Here is an 18,203-nt window from a genome sequence, read left to right on the forward strand (position 1 = left end):
TATTAGCAAAAGAAGAAAAAACTAAACTTAAATACTTATGAAAGCACTAACACAACTTTTCGCAATTGCATTACTTTTTGTAATGGTAAGTACTTCCTGTAGAACAGAAGACATGGAAGTTATTGAAGCGCCACAGGAACAAACGTTGGATATCAACTCTCCAGTAAAAAGCCTGATGCAACGCACTGCAACCAATGATGGTTCTTTTGATAATATTATTGATAATGCAAATTGTACTACTGTTCAGTTGCCTGTCACGGTAGTTGTAAATGGACTGGAAATAACAATTGATTCCCAAGAGGATTTTGCCACTATTGAAGCTATTTTTGATGAATTTGATGATGATAATGATAATTTAGAAATTCAATTTCCTATTACCATCACATTAACTGATTTTACAGAAGTAGTGATTAATAATGCCACTGAATTTGCAACATTTACTGCCAATTGTAACGGTCAAAATGTAAGTGATGACGATATTGAGTGTTTAGATTTTAATTATCCTATTGTCGCTTCATTCTTTAATACAAATAATGAATTGTTAGAAACTATTTCTATTATGAATGATGCAGAAATGTATGCGTTTATTGAAAATATTGATGACAACGATATCATTACCATTCAATTTCCAATTACAGTGACAACCTTTGATGGACAAACCATTACCATCAATAACTTTACAGAACTAGAAAACACGATCAATAACTATGATGATGTATGCGATGAAGACGATGACTATGATTATAATGATGACGATTGCAACAACTGTACAAACGATCAATTAGCAACCGTATTAAGTCAATGTTCCAATTGGATGGTAGATAAGTTAGAACGAAATGACAATGATTTAGAAGATACCTATGTAGGTTACAATTTCAACTTTGGAACAGATGGAAGCATACAAATCACTTCTGGTACTGGAAACTTTGCAGGAACTTGGCAATCTTCTGGTTCAGGAAATAACATTTCAGTCATCATAAATATACCTGATTTCCCAGACTTTAACGCTACTTGGAATCTTCATGAGATAGAACAAGAAAATGATGAGACAAAAGTAGATTTACGACTTGGAGATGATCGTCTACGATTTGAAAGTGACTGCACATCTTCAGGAAACAATGGAAATGTGGATGACACTGCTTTAGTCAATTCACTTACTATGGGCGATTGGTATATTACTTATTATTTTGATGATACAGATGAAACAACAAATTATACAGATTATGTATTCAATTTCGCTTCTGATGGTTCTGCAACTGCTAACTTAATGGGAACAATTACGAATGGTTTTTGGAATACGTCTGTTGGCGATCAAACAGCATTAGAACTCAACTTAAACTTTGGTAATACTTCTCCTTTAGACGAACTGGCTGAAGATTGGGATGTGTTGGAAGTTACCAATGACATTATACGCTTAAAAGATGTGAGTGGTGGCGATGGAAGTATCGACTATCTAACTTTTGAACGCAATCCTTCAACTGGCGGAAGCACAAACAATTTAGACACCATTCTAAGTGATGGCACATGGATTGTAGATTCATACACAGACGATGGAACTGATGAAACTTCTGACTATACAGGATATCAACTGACATTTATGAGTAATGGAACTGTACAAGCAACAAATGGAACTATAATTAATGGAACATGGAATGTTCAAAATGCTGGAAATGTACTAAACCTTAATTTCAGTGGAATTCCATTTGACGAATTTAATGACGATTGGGATGTGATTTCTGTAACGGCTACGGAAGTAATTCTCCAAGATGTTAGTGGCGGTAATGGTGGAACAGATGTGCTTAAATTCTCTAAACTTTAAATATTTACAATTATGAAAACAACATTCAAATTAGTTTTTTTATTAATGATAAGTTTCTCTCTTATGTCAACTACTTGTGAAACAGATGATGATGTGCTTATTGACAACTCTCAAACCATTGCCGAAATAGCAAATATTGCCGAATCAGGCACATGGAGAATTACAAGTTTTGTAGACTCTGGACAAGATGAAACCAACGATTTTAATAACTACAATTTTACCTTTGAAGCTAGTGGAACAGTAACTGCTAGTGATGGAACAAATCAAATACAAGGAACTTGGTCTGTTTCAGATGATAGTAATAGTAGTGATGACAGTAGTTCTGATGATGATATTGATTTTAATATCTCATTCAACGTACCTAATACAAGTGAATTTTTCGATTTGAATGACGATTGGGATATCATCAGTTTTTCTTCTACTACAATTAGTTTACAAGATATAAGTGGTGGAAATGGCGGAACAGACACCTTAGTTTTCCAAAGAAACAATTAATCTTTTTTTGCCCTAAAAAACCTTAATAGTTAGTTGAAGCTGCCTTTTGTAAAAAAGGTAGCTTTTTTGTTTTCACCTTGATTGAAGATCAATAAAGAGTGCAAACTATTTTTCATAAAGAAAGTGATATTATTAGATGATAATTTTTTTTAAAACACTTAAAGTATTACTTTAAATAACCTTAGCTAATATTTATCTCGCAATTTCAAAAACAAAAAAATCAATTCAAAAAGTATATAAAAATTCATCAAATTCTTTTAGAACTTTTTAGTAAAAACAATATAAACTTTTTGCAATTTCACTTAAAACATAGCACAATTTTTACACAAATCTAGTACAAACAAAAACAAATTTTATTAGATATTTTTACAAAAATTTATTGAAAATTTGTGAAGTTTTTGTGGAATATTTGGCAAAATTTATTGAAAATTTTATCAAGTTTTATTGAAATACTAAACAAACATTAATATAATTTTTGACAAAGTTTATACCAATATTAAATAAATACTAATCAAAATTTTGTCAAAAACTAGATGAAATTTTAATAAAAATTATTCTCAAAACAATTGATTTACAAAACCTTATACCAAAAAGTTGTTTTTTATTATTTTCTAAAAATAAATAAAGTAACTATTTTACTCATCTTTTAACGAATTAGCACTTAGAATTTGATTTGTACGTTTCATATCAATATAAACTCTATTTCCCTGATTTATAAATTTGTCAAGTATCGATTCTGAAAGTCCAATATTTTTAGCTAATAAATATCCAATCACAAAATCAAATAAGAAGCTTACGTATAGTAACTCAAAGTCAGAATAAATACCTCTATTTTTTTGATTACTATGAACATGATAATCCCTTGATCGTATCACTTTTCCTGCAAATGAACTCCATTCTTCATCAGTCAATTTTCCTATAGACTTAAAAATTTCTTCGTAGTTCTTAATATACTTTTTTAAATTATTTTGATCAATACCTGAGTAAATTTTACAAAACGCTTCAAACGTAGAAATACTATTTGTAAATCGCTTACTATGACTAATACCACTTGAGATAAAATTATCCATTAATCTATGTAGACAAAATCTAAAATTATCGTTAGTATAAGCTGCAATCAGAATTTTAGATAATTCACTTTTAATGTCTTTATATTCTGTATATATAAAATTATACGTACTTTTTGATAGTTTTTTATCATTATAGTAAACCTCTTGCCAAGCATTACAACCTAAACATTGAAATTTAAATTCGCTAAACTTGCTGGAACCTCCTCTTAAAAACTGAAGCACTTCTTGAAATTGATCATAAATTTCGATGGCTTTTAAAACACTAACAGCTTCTTTTAAAATAAACTTTACCTTTCCGTGATTACTTATAACAAGTTTTGAACGATTCTTCATTCGATAACTTATGAATTGTTGAATTTCAATCATAAATTCATCTTGTTGGATTTCGTATTGATCTGTAAATTCCTTTTTACTCAAAGAGTTTGTCTGATTATTATACCAGACAGCGTGATTTATCCATTTGACTATTGCTTCATTAATGACATAGAATTCTTTTATCAATAAATTTTCAGTTAAAATTATATGTTCATTACTAACAAAAAGATATTTAGGCTTGTAAACTCTGGATTCTATAATCCCTGAAGTTTGATTTTGTATTAAGCAGTCAACAAAAGTTGCGTATCCAAGTCCTGTAAAAACACCTACGATTTGTAATTCCTTAAATACCATTTCAGAAGAATGTAGATTGGTTTCAATAAAAATATCATCCTCCTTAAAGAATAGAATACCGAATTGTTTTTGACTTTCTTTTCCTAAAAACCATATTTCGCCGTGATATCTTTTTTGCTTATCCATTATGTTATTTATATTATTGCTCTGTTATCATGTTTTTGTTAAGATTCACAATGATTTTTTTTTGGAGTGTAAACAAAATGATCATAATGAGTTTTTTTTGTATGTATTGAAATAAGAAAATTTTAATACGATTAAATTATAGTTAGTATCAAAAACATTTTTTTCTGATGTAAAACAAATATAATTTGATGTGAAAACAAGATAGTATATTATTTCATATAAATTTCTTTAAAAGTAAATACCATTTAGTCAGTAAGGCAAAACCATAATTCCACATTTTGAATGAAAATTCGCTATTAAATATTATATTTGATTGTATAATATTACTACTTTAGCTATAACTTTACAGTGTTTATAAGGTGTAAATTTCTGACTACTGCCGTTTTCATATACATTTGATTTAATGTTAATTATTAAATCAAACAACCATGAGAAAAATTGTATGTATTAGTGCATTAGTGTTCGGATTATCACTTTTTAATAGCTGTACACCTAATAGTGTTGAAGAACAAGAATATGAAGAATTTCAAGCAACAGACAAGGGAGACGTTACAGCTCCAGGAGTCGAAGACGAAGAAGATTCAAACGACTAGATTTATTTTATACATAACTGCAATAATTTCTGTTATTGCAGTTTTTTCTCATGTATTTTTTCCAACTACGAATCCAGAAGTAGTACAAGCAAGATCTGCACATAAAAAAGTAAAAAAGGAAAGAGATACTAAGTTTGCAGAATTGAGAATAAACCAAGAACACTATTCTAAAGGTATAATTACCAAAAATGAATTTGACGAACTTAATAGGAGTTTATTAACTGATTACCTTATTCTTTATGATGAATCTAACATAAAGTATAAAGAACTTGGTTTAGTTAAACAAGAATCAAAAGTTTTCTATTTTAAAAACATGAATGTTTTTTTATATCAAACTAGCGTCTTTGTAGTGCTGTTAATTTTATCAGTTTTGTTCTACATTACGCTTCAATTGATAGAATACAAATCATTAAAAAGAGCGTATCAATTTTGTTCTTTTGCTTTTATGACTATTGCATTCTATTATTTAGTTTGGATTTTTTACCCAAAATCTGAATTACCCTTCTTAGCATATATTTTCACAATGTTGGTTATTGCTTCAATTTCAACAGTTGCAAGTAGGTATTTTTTAAAGTGGATAATTCAAAAAGAGTCTATCGTATTCATTCATAAAGAAAACTTTAAACGTTTATGGTATTTCATAATCAATATAACACCAAATTTTATAAGCGATACTAAAAAGAAAGAAGACTATATTGATGGATATACAAAAGAAATAGAGGAATTTAAAATACCCTACCATGAAGAACCATAATATCAAAAAAGTAAAACATTTACACAAACTCGGATATTTAAAAAAAGATTCTTCTGATAAAGCAATAGAGGAAATTGAAAAAAAAGTAGAAGAACTCCGAAAAGAAGTAGAACGCATGAAAAAAGAAAATGACCATTATTTAAGTCACCTACCTAAAGGTATTGATTTAGCTTTTTAATCGGAATCTTTATCGGTTGAATGTGGCTTGATAATTCCAAACTCAATTAATCTTTGACGTATTTTTTGTTCTGCTAAATTATCTATAAATAACTTCAAATATTCCGACTTCTTATAATATTCCTCTTTATTCTTAACAAAGTGATCTACCAATTCTATAAGTTCAAAACGAACACCAAGCTTCTCTAAGTATATATCTTTTGAATCATTCGATTCTAGTAACATTTCCCCAGTGCCATCCGTCAACCATTCGCGAGATACATTAAACTCTGTACACAGTATGTCGGTTAGTACTTGTCTTGATTTTTCTCTTGGATTGTCAATGATTCCGTTTTTAATTTTATCAGCCGAAACTTGAGACAGCAAACCGTTACTAATCTGTTGGATTTTATACCCGCTAATATCCAATTCTTTCATGGCATTACGTATTCGATTGATATTCATATTTTTTAATTTGTATAAAAATTATATAATTTATAAAACTTTTATTATATTTGTTTTGGTCGATAACCAAAGATATTAAAATTAAGCGCAAAGAAAGCTGCTATTATTAATTTCTGAATAATAAACAACACAAACAAATACCATATTCGGAAAAGACAGAAAATAAAAGTAATTTACCTAAAATAAGGGGAAGATTCCCCTTACTTATTGTGCAATTTTTTAGTTTATTTGTAGTTATCATATTATAGAATGATTCCCCTATTTCCATAAGTTGTATTGCAGAATTTAAAATGGGCGATGCTGAAAACCCTATTAGAATAGAGTAAGCAAAACTATTATTTATACACTTATGAAAGTAAACAAGTTTAAGCAAATCGAAAAAGTTAATTTATCTCAAATTTATGGAGGAACAAAACTCCATAAAACTACAATGGGCGATCCTGAAAAACCAGAATATACTGATGTTCATATTGATAGAGACGACGATGACAAATGGAGTGAAGGAGACGAATTCGTAGTCACTAGACTTTAAAAATTTATTAACAAAATTTATTAGAAAATTATGAAAGCAAAAAGTATAAAAAAATTAAAAACTTTAAAAGTAGAAATTCCTTCTATCTATGGCGGATTTGATGGAATTCATGCAACTGGAGGTGGAACTATTCAAAATATGGCTTATGAAAGTGATTTATTTGTAGATGATAATGGCGATGGAAAATGGAACGCAGGAGAATCGATGCATTTTTACCACACAACACCTGTAATAAACAGATTGTAATTTTTATATTATTAAATCAGTAACCTACTTATACTAAAGTATTATTTGTATAAGTAGGTGTTAAAAAACAAGATCATGAAAAAAGTTATATACCTGTTTTTTCTTTTACCATTAATATTGTTTAGTCAAGAAGAAAAAAAGAAACAAATACTAGCTACTTCTTTAATTGAAGAAATTGAATTGATGTCTGAAAAAGATCAGTTATATAGAAGTGGTATTTTTTACGATCAGCAACATTTACTAAGCGAGGAAGAAAGGAAAACACTTTGGAAGTTTCAGTTTTCAAAAGATGATGAAAATACCAAAAAGCTTATAGAAATTATTAAAAAGCACGGATATGTTGATGAAACTAATTCAAATCTTGAATATGTATCTATACTTCCATTCTTTTTACACGCTCCCAAAAAATATTGGAAAGAAATAAAAATCATAATAAATAAAGAGCGAAAAAAAGGGAACATTGATGATGCTAAATACAACAAGATAATAGAACACATGAAATTTAGTATTCCAGAAGATTTAAAAATTAATTATACAGGACGTAAAAAGAATGATTCTATTAATAAGCAGTAAGTATGATGTTTCAACAAATAATGTCATAAAGTGGTTGAATTACTATGGAATTAACTTTTTGAGACTAAACACCGAAGATTTCAATTCTTTGAATCACTTTTCACTAAGCAATACATCATCAAAACTGAAAGTTAATAATGTTGATTTAGATAGCATCACATCAGTATGGCATCGACGCGGTAGATTAAGACACGTACCCAATTCTTTAAATGGCTTAGGAAAAGTAACGGACTATTTAAAGAAAGAAGAAGATAGTTTAGTAAAGTCAATTGAAACATATTTAAAGAACACTAGAAAATACATTGGTTCTTACACAAGTGAAGTAGAAAACTATAAGCTAGAACATCTCATGATGGCGCGAGAATGTAATTTGAATATTCCAAATTCTATGATTACTACGAACAAAAAAGAATTGATTGATTTTTACAATACACATGATCAAATTATATCAAAAGACTTACGTTATTCAATCAATATAAAAACTGAAAAAATTTGTATTAATTCAATAGGAACATTCAAAGTTACGAACGATTTAATTAAAGGTTTGGAAGATCAATTTGCACCAATTTATGTGCAAGAGTATATAGAAAAAGAATTTGAAATTAGAGTTTTCTATTTTGAGAATAAGATGTTTGCAATGGGTATTTTTTCTCAACAAGATGAACAGACACAAGTTGATTACAGAAACTATAATAATCAAGTACCTAATAGGTGTGTGCCGATTAGTCTACCAACTGATATAGAAAAAAAGTTGTTAGAATTTACAAAAAAAGTCAAGTTAAATACTGGCTCAATAGACCTTATTTATTCAACTGACGAACGATATGTTTTTTTAGAAGTCAATCCAATGGGGCAATTTGATTGGGTGTCCAAAAACTGCAACTATTATATAGAAAAATCAATTGCTAAAGAATTTTTAGAGGTATGCAATTAATAAAAATAGAACAACTGCCTTTAACTTTTCATAAGGCAACAATCACAGAAACAGCTACAATAAAAAAAGCAAAAAAAGAACATTTTATCTTAATCAAGAAAATAGGTTCAGATAAGATTTCAACTGAAAAATTTTATAAACCAATATCAAAAATATTCTCATTTGATGAAGACTAACATACCATTCAAATTATTTGCAAACTGTATTCTAGTAAAAGGTATCAGTAGAAGTACTATATGTGATCTACAGCGAAATGATGTTAGAGTAATCCCAAATGATTTATATGATTTATTGATAGAAAATGAAGGTAAGACCATTATTGGAATTAAAGAGCTATACGAAAACAAATTTGATGATATTATAGAAGAATACTTTCAATTTCTCTACGATAATGAATTTATATTTTTCACAAAACAAACTACTATTTTTCCAAAATTATCGATGGACTGGTCAGATAGTACAATCATTAACAATAGTATCATCGACATTGATGAAAATTCTAATTATGATATTGTAAATATCTTGAAACAACTCAATACCTTACATTGTAGACATCTTGAAATAAGAAACTTCAATAATGCCAGAGTTAATATATTAGAAGATATACTTTCTTTTTTGAATGAAAGCGAATCAACTATTCAATCAGTAGAAATACTACTTCCCTTTTTTAAAGATATTGAAGAATGGATAACATCTATAAAAGATAAATTTTTACGTGTGGATTTTATTCGAGTTTTCAAAAGTCCTTTCAATCAAAATAGAGTTCCAAATAAAGATTGTAAAGCACATATAATGTTCACAAAGCAAAATTATATTAGTGAATTATGTTGTGGAAAAATTAGTCAAAAATTCTTTTCTGCTAATATGAAAGCATTTACCGAAAGTATGAACTATAACTCATGTTTAAATAAAAAGCTTTCAATTGATAAGAATGGTATTATAAAAAATTGTCCATCCATGCAAAACGGTTATGGTTCGTCAGATTCAGTAAGATTGGAAGACGTTATTTCAGATAGTAATTTTACTAAAATATGGAATATTTCCAAAGATAAAATTTCAGTATGTAAAGACTGTGAGTTTCGCCATATATGCACCGATTGTAGAGCCTATACAGAAAACCCAGAAGATGAGTTTTCAAAGCCTTTAAAATGTGGTTACAATCCAAAAACAAATGAATGGTCAGATTGGAGTACGAATCCTTTAAAAGAAAAAGCAATATCATTTTATAATTTACAGGCGGTTACTGAAAAGCCTTAAATAGAGTAAGGGAAATTAAAATTTATTACCAATGAAAAAACTAAATTCAAAGAAAATCGATTTAACAGAAGCTCATAACATTATTGGTTATGGTTGTTCAACTACTTGGACATCATCTAGCGGAACAGGAAAAGACACCTATTTTGACGATAATGATAACGGTAGATTGGATAAGGGAGATACCATATTTTTTGATAATGGTAGAGTCGGAACAATGGGTGGTACTATTCAACAGTAAACAAAAATCTAAAGGGGATTTTTTCTAAAATTCCCTTTAAAACTAACACTATGAAAAAAATTATAGTCCTTTTTATCATACTTATTTCTTGTAAGACAGAAAAAAAAATGACCAATTCTGAATTATGCAATGAATTATCAAATTTACATTTACAAGACCAATATTACAGAGGTTTGCAAGAATTAGAAGATCCATTTTTTGTTGTACTAGATTCTTTAATGGGAGTAAATAATTTGAGTCATTCCGAATATGCTAATCTGCCTGAAGAAAAACAATTAAAATTTGGTAAAATCGCGAGAAAAATTGCTGATACAAAACCAAAAATATTACCGCAAGCACAAGACTCTTTAATGAATTTACAAAAAGAGATTGATTATAAAACGACTAAATCATTACTTCAAATTGTAAATAAATATGGCTATCCAAATATAACAGAGCTAGAATGTGAAAATTATGCCGCACCCTTTTTGATTTTTGGTCATGCACCCAAAAAGTATTGGAAAGAAATAGACAAATTAATAGAAAAAGAAAAGAAAGCTGGACGTATAGGACAAGGAGACTATAAATACATTAAATGGCATATTGGCGGAAGAAAAGATGATGAAACAGATCAAATCCAAATTCAAGTAAATTAAAAAAAACACGTCAAGAATAGTATCATTTTTTCAACTTTTTTTTCAGTTACTAATAGGCACTTTCTCGAATACTAGTGCCACGATTCAAGACGTGTTTACAAGCAGATTTTTAGTCTAATCTGCTGTTTAGAGCAAGGCGATGAAAGGTAAGGTTAAAACTTCTCGCCTTGCCACTTTAACAAAGTTAGCAAAGATTTACGTATTCAATAGTAATTAAATGAATAATCAGAGAATTAAATATTTCGGTTGGTTTATTGCAGGATTCTGTACTGCGGTTATAGTTGGAATCATATTCTTTGTAACGGCTTATTATTTCTATTTAAACTAAACAAATAATTAACCTTAATATCCTCATCCCTCAAAAGCTTCAATTGTAATGATTGAAGTTTTTTTGATCGTATTACTGTTTAAAAATTATGTTCAGCATAGGCATTCATAAAATTTCTGGAGGCTTAAACGAATCCATAAATATTTACTCCTATAAAAAATCATTTATGTAATTGGATGCTTCAAAATTTTCAATACATCTTTTCAAACAAATTCAATGTTGAGCGTATTCAAAATAGAGCGAAGAAAACCTTAAAGTAATACTTTAAGTAGAGTAAAAACTGGCACGCGTTTTTGAGAGACTAGATTTCAAGAAAAATTGTAATTCATAACATCAATTTTTTCGTGGAAGAATACATCAATTTCTCTTAAAACTTATAGCTTAATAACATATTTTACTTTTGACGAAATATTTAAAAAAACCGTGAATAAATTATTTTTAACAATATTTTTTTTTAAAAAAATGTTTTTTTAAATGTTTATTTTTTGCTTTTATTTTTTCGGTTTATTTTTAAAAACAACTAAAATATTGATATATAGTCAATTAACAAATCAAAAATCAAAGTGGTTTTACTTTTTACCGTAAAAGTCAATCCACTTTGATTTTTTGTGAAAAATAAATTTTTCTTTAATTTTTATCTTTTTTTTCTAAAAATGAGTAATTTTTTTAAAAAAACAACTTCAATTTATTTTTTAAATAAAAGATGTTGCCGTGCGAATCTTTAAGAAAATTAAGTTCAAAAAATTATTCGGTTTTATTTAAATTTTGTCTTCATAAAAACATAAAATAGTGTTTAAGAAATTTATAAATAAACAAGTTACCCGTTAAGGTTGCTTTTCGCATCCCGTACAGCTTTCACTAATCCGCTAAAGGCACTTACATAATATTTTGAAACCTTTAAAAATCCGTAAACAACAATTCCTGTAATGATAATTTTAGTCGCTGGATGCTTTAAAATTTCTTTTGTGTTTATGATGGGTTTTATTTCTGATTTTATCGAATCTAAATCGAGTTTCTCTTTTATTGAATTTTCTTTTCTTTTCATGGAATAAAACTTTGTAATTAAAAAATAATTTAAGGAGATCAAAGCGTTATACTTTAAATGCTGTAATTATTCAGAATCTCTAAATTCCGTTATGAAGCAAAGATGAATAGAAACTGTTAAAAATCATTTGTTCACTTTTGTAACTTGAACAATTTGAAAGGAGTCAAAAATATCCAATTACAAATTTAGGATATAAGCTTTAGAAGATTTTTACAATACCAATGATGAGTTCAACGGTTTTTGAATAAAAAGTGACTCACCAAACCTGTTTACCAAATCGTAAGTACGTAAAACCCTAATAATCAATAATTTGAATTTCAAAAAGTATTTTTGAGTCAATTTATGGTCACTTCTAAGTCACTTATTAAGCATTCTTTAGTCAAACATTGGTCACTTTTGAGTCACTCTTTGGGAACTTTTAGGGAACTCTTGAATCACTTATTGGTCACTTTTAGGTCATTTTTGTTTTTTTAAGTCATTCTTTGGTCAAACATTGGTCACTTCTGAGTCACTCTTTGGGAACTTACAGGGAACTCTTGAATCACCTATTGGTAACTTTTAGGTCATTTTTGTTTTTTTAAGACACTTCTTGGTCAAACATTGGTCACTTTTGAGTCACTCTTTGGGAACTTATAGGGAACTCTTGAATCACTTCTTGGTAACTTTTAGGTCATTTTTGTTTTTTTAAGACACTTCTTGGTCAAACATTGGTCACTTTTGAGTCACTCTTTGGGAACTTATAGGGAACTCTTGAGTCACTTCTTGGTAACTTTTAGGTCATTTTTGTTTTTTTAAGTCATTCTTTGGTCAAACATTGGTCACTTCTGAGTCACTCTTTAGGAACTTACAAGTAACTCTCAAGTAACTTCTAGGTCATTTATTAGTCATTTTTAGGCTTTGAAATTTCATAAAAACTATTCAGATATGAAGACAGCCTTATTTTTTTCATTTAAAACTGCTGTGTAAAATTGATGAAGCAATACAGGTTTTCCAAGTTGTTGAATTCGTTTTTCACAATCTCTAAATAATGTCAAACGTGGCTTTTGATTTGTAGTTTCTTTTTGCTCATTATGTAAAAAACGACGAATTTGTGCATGAGTAATTAATTTTAATCGCGTTTTCTGTTTGCTACGAATATAATTCTCATACCAAACTTTAGTTCCAGTAAAGCCATGCTTATTTTTTGGATCAAAATATCTATATGGTAATTGAACGAATCTATTTTTGGAATCTTTGGTAAGATACTTCTGGACTAATTCAATACGTTTTATGTAGACATTGTGAACTTTATCTAAATGTTGTTTTTTTACAGGCTGATACCACAAATACAATAACTCTTTGGTCTTTTTCTCCACATTTTCAGTTAAGTATATCTCTTTGTATAATTTATTTTTAGCGAGTTCCCATAAGGAATCCACATAAGAATTAAGAAAGGCACTCCCTGAAGCTTCAAGCCTTGAATCTATGCCTTTTGCCTGTGTTTTAACTTCAGGGAGTTCTCCTTCCTTCTCTACATCATTTGTACGCTTAAAATTTCGCGCCCCTGGTGTGCCTTGCGAAAGTGGCTCTTTTATTTTTTCTTTGCCTTCCTTCTCTACGTATCTTGTAAAATTGTTACCAGTCAATCCTTCAATTTTGGAAGAACTCGAACTCAAGTTACGATCAATGTTCATTTTGTTATCAACTGCTATTAATATATTATTTATGTAACTATTGTTACTAGCGTCTGTTTGGGGACAACTTGTCTGATAATCTTTTTTAAAAAACTGATTATCAGTTGTTTTTGTTTTTTCGTTTTCTTTTTGATTTGTTGTCTTATTGACAGCTTTTTCACTGTTTATCAACAGTATCTTAGGGTTTAAATAAAGTTCATAATTTGCCTTACGACCATAATTAATTTTCTCGATGATAACATTGGCTTGTAAAAGTTTTTTAAGATGTCTTTTAATAGTTCTGGTACTTACGTGAGAAATCTTTGCCAACTGTACGTTATTTGTTGCTAAGGGTGGAATAGAAGCAGTATCAAAACCAGCTTTTTTACTAGCTTTAAATAATGAAGCACCATAAATTCTAATAATCTCTCTAGCTGTTGCAATCACAGGTTGACGCAAACGACTTGAAAGATCATCAGAAAAAGCATTGTGTTTTTCTACAAAAACATCAAGCGCTTTAAAAACAGTTGAAAAATGAATGATGCTCATTATTTATTAAACGTATTAACCAGCAAATCATCCATAGCTGATGCTACAGAGATTAACTTTTTCTTTCTTCTCTTAGGTTTCTTAGCAGTCACTTTTTGTAAATCAAGCATACCATAAAGCCGCAGCTTTTCATCTGCGCTCAATGCTTGAATTACGTTATATACAGTTTCTGCTTTCAATTATGCTGTTGTTTTGTTTTTTTAGTTAATCACCATAAATCAATACAAAAAACAATGAGTTTTATAGCTTAGATAATCAATTCTGACTTATTAAAAATCAGGCAAAAGAAGTCTTGGTCGCTCAGTAAAGCAACTTTGTAATTGTGACAAAAGCTAGCATTGACTACATCATGTGTAGAGAAATATGATGTAGTATCAATAAGAGTTGGTAACTTCTTTTAGTATCTAAAAAAATTAATGTTTTTTTACAATCACATAGATTGTATGGATGATGCAATTTTTGTTCTTTTAACTAATAATTATTTTAAGGGGTTTACAAAATATTTTCTGATGGGTAAGCAGGTTCTTTTTTATGTTTTTAACTACTTACGGGATTACTAATTCTTTTCATTTGACTTGTAGTAAATCTAGCTAATTTTTCATTCAAAAACTACAGACAAAAACGAAAAGGGGTGAATTTTAAAAAATACAAATCACTTATTTACAGAAAGTTGACTTAAAAATGATCTAAAAATGACTTAATATTTACGTAAAGTTTCCTAAATATTTACATAAAGTTGTACTAAACTTTGCCTCTTTTTTTACTTCTTTTTTACTTTTATTTTCCACCTTTTTTACTCTTTTTTTACTTCTTTTTTACCTAAAAGTGACTTAAAAATACATGTGAAAATTTAACTAATTGAATATCAGTGTTTTGAATTTTAGATTTTAATCAAAAGCTACAATAGAAAGTATATTCTTACTTTATTTTAACAATTGAGAAATATTTTGAAAATCAATTTTGAGAAGAAAAATTAATCAAGCTGTAATTTTTTTTTGAAAAAAAGTTTCAAAAATGATTAAAAACATAGCAAAAAATAATCTTTTTCTTATGTTTTTAAAAATGAAGTAGTACAATAAAAAAGAGCAAAACGCGAGTTTGAGCAAATTGGTTTGGAAAAGTGAATGCTTTTTTAAAGAAAGATCATGTTCAATTTAGATTGAAATGCAAGAAGGTTTTTTATGAATTTAAAAATACAAAATGTATTTACTAATCGCTTAGCGAATAGTTTTTCTAAAAATTACTTATCACTAAGCGATCAGTAAAAAAAGTTCATATTTGGAATTATCATTTAATTTATAGTTCAAATGAGAAACTTATAATTAATTAACCTTTTCACTTGAATAAAGGTTAAAAAAATCAATCTACAGAAAGTGATTCATCACGATATTCACGCATTTTGTTTAGCAATTTTAATTGCTTATCTCCAGTATACCCGATTCTTTCATTTTCTAAGTAAATCCAATTATCGTCTACTATTGCTTGATTTTGTCGTACCAAAACTTCTTGATAGTCAGCATTCAACTGTTCAATACTCTTTTTTATCAAAATAATGAACTGTTTTATAAAGTCTTCTCTGTTTGTAAACCAAATAGATGAAGCATTTGTGTATACTAAATAATTTTTTTTATTAGAGATTAGATTAGTCATTTCAAAAATTTCTTCAAAAACTATCCCGCTATTTTTTATTTGTGATTTGAATTTCAACCCAGTAATATGACTTACTTTTTCATAGACTTCTTTACCATAATCAGGAATCATTTTCTCTGGAATTAATTTCATGCAAATATCAATTAATTTATTTTCATAGATGCTTGTCTAAGATATCAATAAATCTAACACTCTAAAAATCAATCGTGTATTTATTAGAATAATCTTTTGCCAACGATGCACCAATACCTCTTAAATATTTGCGAAGCTGTGATTTGGTTTTATGCCTTGTAAAACTCATCAGTTCAGTAAGCACTTGTTCGTCTGCTTTTCCTTCAGAAGCCAAAGATTTATATAAATTGGATGCCGCAGTATGCTTAAAAGAATATAAGGTCTGATCTTCATCAAGCTTCAAAGCTTCTTTCATATCTGCATACCTGCGATAAAAGAAATATGTTTTAGCTTTCTCAGTGGTACTCCATTGTCCACATTGTTCCTTATTAGTGAATAAAAAGTCTGTTGGCTTGTATTTATGGAGTTCCATTTGCTCAATGACGCTGGCTAAATTATCAATAATAGGCACAATTTCTTGTGCTTCTGTTTTAGTTTGAACATACAATCTTCTATTTTTAAGATCAATATCTTTTACCCTAAGCCTACAAACTTCCACATTTCTTAAAAAGGCATAAGCGATAAATTGGGTAAACTTTCTCAAATACGGATCGTTTTCATCCATGTAGTTACGCATTTTATCAACTTGTTGATCGGTGTAAGCTTTGTGTGTTTTTGGTCTTTCTTTTAGTTTCTTGATAGCTTTTACTGGATTATATTCCAATATATCATCACTAACAAGTTGATTAAATAAAAGTGATAAAGATGTCCTGTAACCATTTCTGGTTTTAGCACTTACAGGTTCATTCGTTAGTACTTTTTGTTTGTTATATTTTTTTAAAGAATTTAGAAAGACCGCAATTTCACGACGCTTTAAATCTTTAATGTTGATAGTGTCTAATTCATTTTCCTTTAACCAATTTACAAATCTTTTATGATGTCCTTTTATAGTAATTTTTGCACGAGCAGACCAATAAGCTTCTTTTTGCTCAATAGCAAACTCTAATGCTTCAATAGTCGTATAGTTAGTTGCTTTAAATGCTGGATTATTTTCCTTAGCAGAGTCTTGTTTTTCTTTATCTATTTTAGCATCCGTAACTTTAAAGTTTTCATAAGGACTATAACCTTTAGAAAGTAATTTTTTCAAAGCAAGTTTATATGCCATCAGGATTTCATAGCGTTCTGCTTTGGTTTTAAAGCGATTTGCTCCTTTGTAAATAGGTGGCTGTCTTTTTAATTTGTTAGTTTTGGGATCACGATAGGAATAATAAACGTACCAACGTTTGTTTAAATCTCCTCCTGCATCATAAATTTTTGGTTCTGAATAATCTTTCTTTCCTTTCAAACTGTATTCGATAACGTATTCGTTTTGTAAAATGTCATTAAAATTATACATAAAATTTGTGTTTTCAAAATAAGAAAAACACTTACGAATACTGACATTACAGCTATTTTTATATATTTGCTTTCAAAACGTGATAGGTAAAGCTTTCGGCAGTCGCTTTTTGTAAAATGGTTTTCCGCCTACGCGGAATAACAATTCGCAAAAGAGCTTCAACAAATGCCTCAATCCTTAACGCATCATCTTACAAAAATAGCGAAAAGAAACGAGCATCAACTGTCATTGTGCATTGAAAAATTAATCATAGACAATGATGTGATGCTCCTTGGTTTCTTGTTTGGAAAATTTATTTTTTCCAATTTATAGAGTTATCTTAAGGTACAGATAAAAGATTTCTGAAGTTATAAAAGACGGGCTTTATCTTGCGCGACCTGCGTCTAGATCCCAGAAATAGAAAAAGAAAAATCCTGCGGCGTGTTCAGGCTTGATTCCGTCGCAATCTCCAATTCTACTACCTTTATAATAAACATCTCCATCACTTTCTACCTTTCCAACTCTTGATCCTTTGTAATAAACGTCTCCGTCAGATTCAATTTCTCCAACTCTTGATCCTTTATAATAAACGTCTCCATCGCTTTCTATTTTTCCTATACGAGAACCTTTTCTGTAGACATCGCCGTCAGATTCTATTTTTCCTACGCGAGAACCTTTTACATAGATATCTCCATCACTTTCAATCTTACCAATGTTACTTCCTTTGTAATATACACTTTGTGCATAACAAGTAGTTCCAATACATAGAAATAACAGACAAAATAATACTTTTTTCATTGTTGTTTAATTTAGTTTTTAATATTTAATGCTCAATTTGTACACTATAACTGCTGAATAATTTTTGGCTCAATAATCGAGACTTGCGTCGAAATATTTTTAATTGTTTCTGTTTCATACTTTGTGAGCTTTC

General features: G+C 28.9%; 21 protein-coding genes. 13 read left to right on the forward strand and 8 right to left on the reverse strand.

The features are described 5' to 3' along the window. The first annotated feature begins 37 nt into the window (after positions 1 to 37). Together ACOQOS_RS21430 and ACOQOS_RS21435 are read left to right on the forward strand one after the other, a co-directional pair. Entirely contained in the window at positions 38 to 1,819 is a 1,782-nt protein-coding gene (locus ACOQOS_RS21430) for a hypothetical protein (RefSeq protein WP_064972227.1), read from the forward strand. 12 nt (positions 1,820 to 1,831) lie between these two features. Then, on the forward strand, positions 1,832 to 2,314 hold the full coding sequence (locus ACOQOS_RS21435; protein WP_420572488.1) for a hypothetical protein: 483 nt from the start codon (positions 1,832 to 1,834) through the stop codon (positions 2,312 to 2,314). Between the two features lie 635 nt (positions 2,315 to 2,949). Here ACOQOS_RS21435 and ACOQOS_RS21440 read toward each other — a convergent pair. Then, on the reverse strand, positions 2,950 to 4,179 hold the full coding sequence (locus ACOQOS_RS21440) for a HEPN domain-containing protein (RefSeq protein WP_046758236.1): 1,230 nt from the start codon (positions 4,177 to 4,179) through the stop codon (positions 2,950 to 2,952). Between the two features lie 428 nt (positions 4,180 to 4,607). On the opposite strand from ACOQOS_RS21440, the gene ACOQOS_RS21445 reads away from it, so the two are divergent. The 3 genes from ACOQOS_RS21445 to ACOQOS_RS21455 are packed head-to-tail and all read left to right on the forward strand — an operon-like array spanning position 4,608 to position 5,704. Continuing rightward, a complete protein-coding gene (locus ACOQOS_RS21445; protein ID WP_156169077.1) occupies positions 4,608 to 4,772 on the forward strand; it encodes a hypothetical protein in 165 nt (54 codons plus the stop codon). After that, entirely contained in the window at positions 4,696 to 5,526 is an 831-nt protein-coding gene (locus tag ACOQOS_RS21450) for a hypothetical protein (RefSeq protein WP_046758237.1), read from the forward strand. Before ACOQOS_RS21445 ends, ACOQOS_RS21450 begins: the two co-directional genes overlap by 77 nt. Beyond that, on the forward strand, positions 5,513 to 5,704 hold the full coding sequence (locus ACOQOS_RS21455; RefSeq protein WP_046758238.1) for a hypothetical protein: 192 nt from the start codon (positions 5,513 to 5,515) through the stop codon (positions 5,702 to 5,704). Before ACOQOS_RS21450 ends, ACOQOS_RS21455 begins: the two co-directional genes overlap by 14 nt. Here ACOQOS_RS21455 and ACOQOS_RS21460 read toward each other — a convergent pair. Continuing rightward, entirely contained in the window at positions 5,701 to 6,147 is a 447-nt protein-coding gene (locus tag ACOQOS_RS21460; protein ID WP_046758239.1) for a hypothetical protein, read from the reverse strand. The genes ACOQOS_RS21455 and ACOQOS_RS21460 overlap by 4 nt on opposite strands. 349 nt (positions 6,148 to 6,496) lie before the next feature. On the opposite strand from ACOQOS_RS21460, the gene ACOQOS_RS21465 reads away from it, so the two are divergent. The 8 genes from ACOQOS_RS21465 to ACOQOS_RS21500 all read left to right on the forward strand — a co-directional run bounded on the left by ACOQOS_RS21465 (position 6,497) and on the right by ACOQOS_RS21500 (position 10,562). Then, positions 6,497 to 6,679 (forward strand): hypothetical protein, encoded by a 183-nt coding sequence (locus tag ACOQOS_RS21465; protein WP_046758240.1) that lies wholly within the window; start codon positions 6,497 to 6,499, stop codon positions 6,677 to 6,679. Between the two features lie 30 nt (positions 6,680 to 6,709). Continuing rightward, positions 6,710 to 6,925 (forward strand): hypothetical protein, encoded by a 216-nt coding sequence (locus ACOQOS_RS21470; RefSeq protein WP_046758241.1) that lies wholly within the window; start codon positions 6,710 to 6,712, stop codon positions 6,923 to 6,925. Positions 6,926 to 7,000: 75 nt separating this feature from the next. Beyond that, positions 7,001 to 7,498 carry a hypothetical protein gene (locus tag ACOQOS_RS21475; RefSeq protein ID WP_046758242.1) on the forward strand — a complete coding sequence of 166 codons (498 nt, stop codon included), beginning with the start codon at positions 7,001 to 7,003 and terminating at the stop codon, positions 7,496 to 7,498. Continuing rightward, positions 7,476 to 8,432, forward strand: coding sequence for a grasp-with-spasm system ATP-grasp peptide maturase (gene gwsG / locus ACOQOS_RS21480; protein ID WP_053002526.1), 957 nt, complete (start codon positions 7,476 to 7,478; stop codon positions 8,430 to 8,432). Before ACOQOS_RS21475 ends, gwsG begins: the two co-directional genes overlap by 23 nt. Then, positions 8,423 to 8,608 carry a hypothetical protein gene (locus tag ACOQOS_RS21485; RefSeq protein WP_046758243.1) on the forward strand — a complete coding sequence of 62 codons (186 nt, stop codon included), beginning with the start codon at positions 8,423 to 8,425 and terminating at the stop codon, positions 8,606 to 8,608. Before gwsG ends, ACOQOS_RS21485 begins: the two co-directional genes overlap by 10 nt. Next, the gene (gwsS, locus tag ACOQOS_RS21490) at positions 8,598 to 9,689 is read left to right on the forward strand and encodes a grasp-with-spasm system SPASM domain peptide maturase (RefSeq protein ID WP_046758244.1); all 1,092 of its coding nucleotides are present in this window, start codon (positions 8,598 to 8,600) and stop codon (positions 9,687 to 9,689) included. Before ACOQOS_RS21485 ends, gwsS begins: the two co-directional genes overlap by 11 nt. 31 nt (positions 9,690 to 9,720) lie before the next feature. After that, the gene (locus ACOQOS_RS21495) at positions 9,721 to 9,927 is read left to right on the forward strand and encodes a hypothetical protein (protein ID WP_046758245.1); all 207 of its coding nucleotides are present in this window, start codon (positions 9,721 to 9,723) and stop codon (positions 9,925 to 9,927) included. Between the two features lie 50 nt (positions 9,928 to 9,977). Further along, positions 9,978 to 10,562, forward strand: a complete 585-nt coding sequence (locus ACOQOS_RS21500; RefSeq protein ID WP_156169078.1) for a hypothetical protein — start codon at positions 9,978 to 9,980, stop codon at positions 10,560 to 10,562. Positions 10,563 to 11,707: 1,145 nt separating this feature from the next. Here the strand turns inward: ACOQOS_RS21500 and ACOQOS_RS21505 are convergent. The 6 genes from ACOQOS_RS21505 to ACOQOS_RS21530 all read right to left on the reverse strand — a co-directional run bounded on the left by ACOQOS_RS21505 (position 11,708) and on the right by ACOQOS_RS21530 (position 18,070). Further along, positions 11,708 to 11,935, reverse strand: a complete 228-nt coding sequence (locus tag ACOQOS_RS21505) for a hypothetical protein (RefSeq protein ID WP_046759383.1) — start codon at positions 11,933 to 11,935, stop codon at positions 11,708 to 11,710. Positions 11,936 to 12,849: 914 nt separating this feature from the next. After that, entirely contained in the window at positions 12,850 to 14,034 is a 1,185-nt protein-coding gene (locus tag ACOQOS_RS21510) for a hypothetical protein (RefSeq protein ID WP_420572489.1), read from the reverse strand. A gap of 101 nt (positions 14,035 to 14,135) precedes the next feature. Further along, complete coding sequence (locus ACOQOS_RS21515; protein WP_046756498.1) at positions 14,136 to 14,315, reverse strand: hypothetical protein; 180 nt, start codon at positions 14,313 to 14,315, stop codon at positions 14,136 to 14,138. A gap of 1,180 nt (positions 14,316 to 15,495) precedes the next feature. Further along, positions 15,496 to 15,918 carry a hypothetical protein gene (locus tag ACOQOS_RS21520; protein WP_046756497.1) on the reverse strand — a complete coding sequence of 141 codons (423 nt, stop codon included), beginning with the start codon at positions 15,916 to 15,918 and terminating at the stop codon, positions 15,496 to 15,498. A gap of 61 nt (positions 15,919 to 15,979) precedes the next feature. Next, on the reverse strand, positions 15,980 to 17,242 hold the full coding sequence (locus ACOQOS_RS21525; protein ID WP_420572490.1) for a tyrosine-type recombinase/integrase: 1,263 nt from the start codon (positions 17,240 to 17,242) through the stop codon (positions 15,980 to 15,982). A 414-nt stretch (positions 17,243 to 17,656) separates the two neighbouring features. Then, positions 17,657 to 18,070 (reverse strand): 5-fold beta-flower protein, encoded by a 414-nt coding sequence (locus ACOQOS_RS21530; RefSeq protein WP_420572491.1) that lies wholly within the window; start codon positions 18,068 to 18,070, stop codon positions 17,657 to 17,659. Positions 18,071 to 18,203: the final 133 nt, after the last annotated feature.

Source organism: Kordia sp., assembly GCF_965224175.1.
GTDB lineage: Bacteria > Bacteroidota > Bacteroidia > Flavobacteriales > Flavobacteriaceae > Kordia.

What these genes read in the sequence shown, in the direction of transcription:
- ACOQOS_RS21430 (WP_064972227.1), top strand. Translation starts at nt 38, where the DNA reads ATGAAAGCACTAACACAACTTTTCGCAATTGCATTACTTTTTGTAATG.
- ACOQOS_RS21435 (WP_420572488.1), top strand. Translation starts at nt 1,832, where the DNA reads ATGAAAACAACATTCAAATTAGTTTTTTTATTAATGATAAGTTTCTCT.
- ACOQOS_RS21440 (WP_046758236.1), bottom strand. Translation starts at nt 4,179, where the DNA reads ATGGATAAGCAAAAAAGATATCACGGCGAAATATGGTTTTTAGGAAAA.
- ACOQOS_RS21445 (WP_156169077.1), top strand. Translation starts at nt 4,608, where the DNA reads ATGAGAAAAATTGTATGTATTAGTGCATTAGTGTTCGGATTATCACTT.
- ACOQOS_RS21450 (WP_046758237.1), top strand. Translation starts at nt 4,696, where the DNA reads ATGAAGAATTTCAAGCAACAGACAAGGGAGACGTTACAGCTCCAGGAG.
- ACOQOS_RS21455 (WP_046758238.1), top strand. Translation starts at nt 5,513, where the DNA reads ATGAAGAACCATAATATCAAAAAAGTAAAACATTTACACAAACTCGGA.
- ACOQOS_RS21460 (WP_046758239.1), bottom strand. Translation starts at nt 6,147, where the DNA reads ATGAATATCAATCGAATACGTAATGCCATGAAAGAATTGGATATTAGC.
- ACOQOS_RS21465 (WP_046758240.1), top strand. Translation starts at nt 6,497, where the DNA reads ATGAAAGTAAACAAGTTTAAGCAAATCGAAAAAGTTAATTTATCTCAA.
- ACOQOS_RS21470 (WP_046758241.1), top strand. Translation starts at nt 6,710, where the DNA reads ATGAAAGCAAAAAGTATAAAAAAATTAAAAACTTTAAAAGTAGAAATT.
- ACOQOS_RS21475 (WP_046758242.1), top strand. Translation starts at nt 7,001, where the DNA reads ATGAAAAAAGTTATATACCTGTTTTTTCTTTTACCATTAATATTGTTT.
- gwsG (WP_053002526.1), top strand. Translation starts at nt 7,476, where the DNA reads ATGATTCTATTAATAAGCAGTAAGTATGATGTTTCAACAAATAATGTC.
- ACOQOS_RS21485 (WP_046758243.1), top strand. Translation starts at nt 8,423, where the DNA reads ATGCAATTAATAAAAATAGAACAACTGCCTTTAACTTTTCATAAGGCA.
- gwsS (WP_046758244.1), top strand. Translation starts at nt 8,598, where the DNA reads ATGAAGACTAACATACCATTCAAATTATTTGCAAACTGTATTCTAGTA.
- ACOQOS_RS21495 (WP_046758245.1), top strand. Translation starts at nt 9,721, where the DNA reads ATGAAAAAACTAAATTCAAAGAAAATCGATTTAACAGAAGCTCATAAC.
- ACOQOS_RS21500 (WP_156169078.1), top strand. Translation starts at nt 9,978, where the DNA reads ATGAAAAAAATTATAGTCCTTTTTATCATACTTATTTCTTGTAAGACA.
- ACOQOS_RS21505 (WP_046759383.1), bottom strand. Translation starts at nt 11,935, where the DNA reads ATGAAAAGAAAAGAAAATTCAATAAAAGAGAAACTCGATTTAGATTCG.
- ACOQOS_RS21520 (WP_046756497.1), bottom strand. Translation starts at nt 15,918, where the DNA reads ATGAAATTAATTCCAGAGAAAATGATTCCTGATTATGGTAAAGAAGTC.
- ACOQOS_RS21530 (WP_420572491.1), bottom strand. Translation starts at nt 18,070, where the DNA reads ATGAAAAAAGTATTATTTTGTCTGTTATTTCTATGTATTGGAACTACT.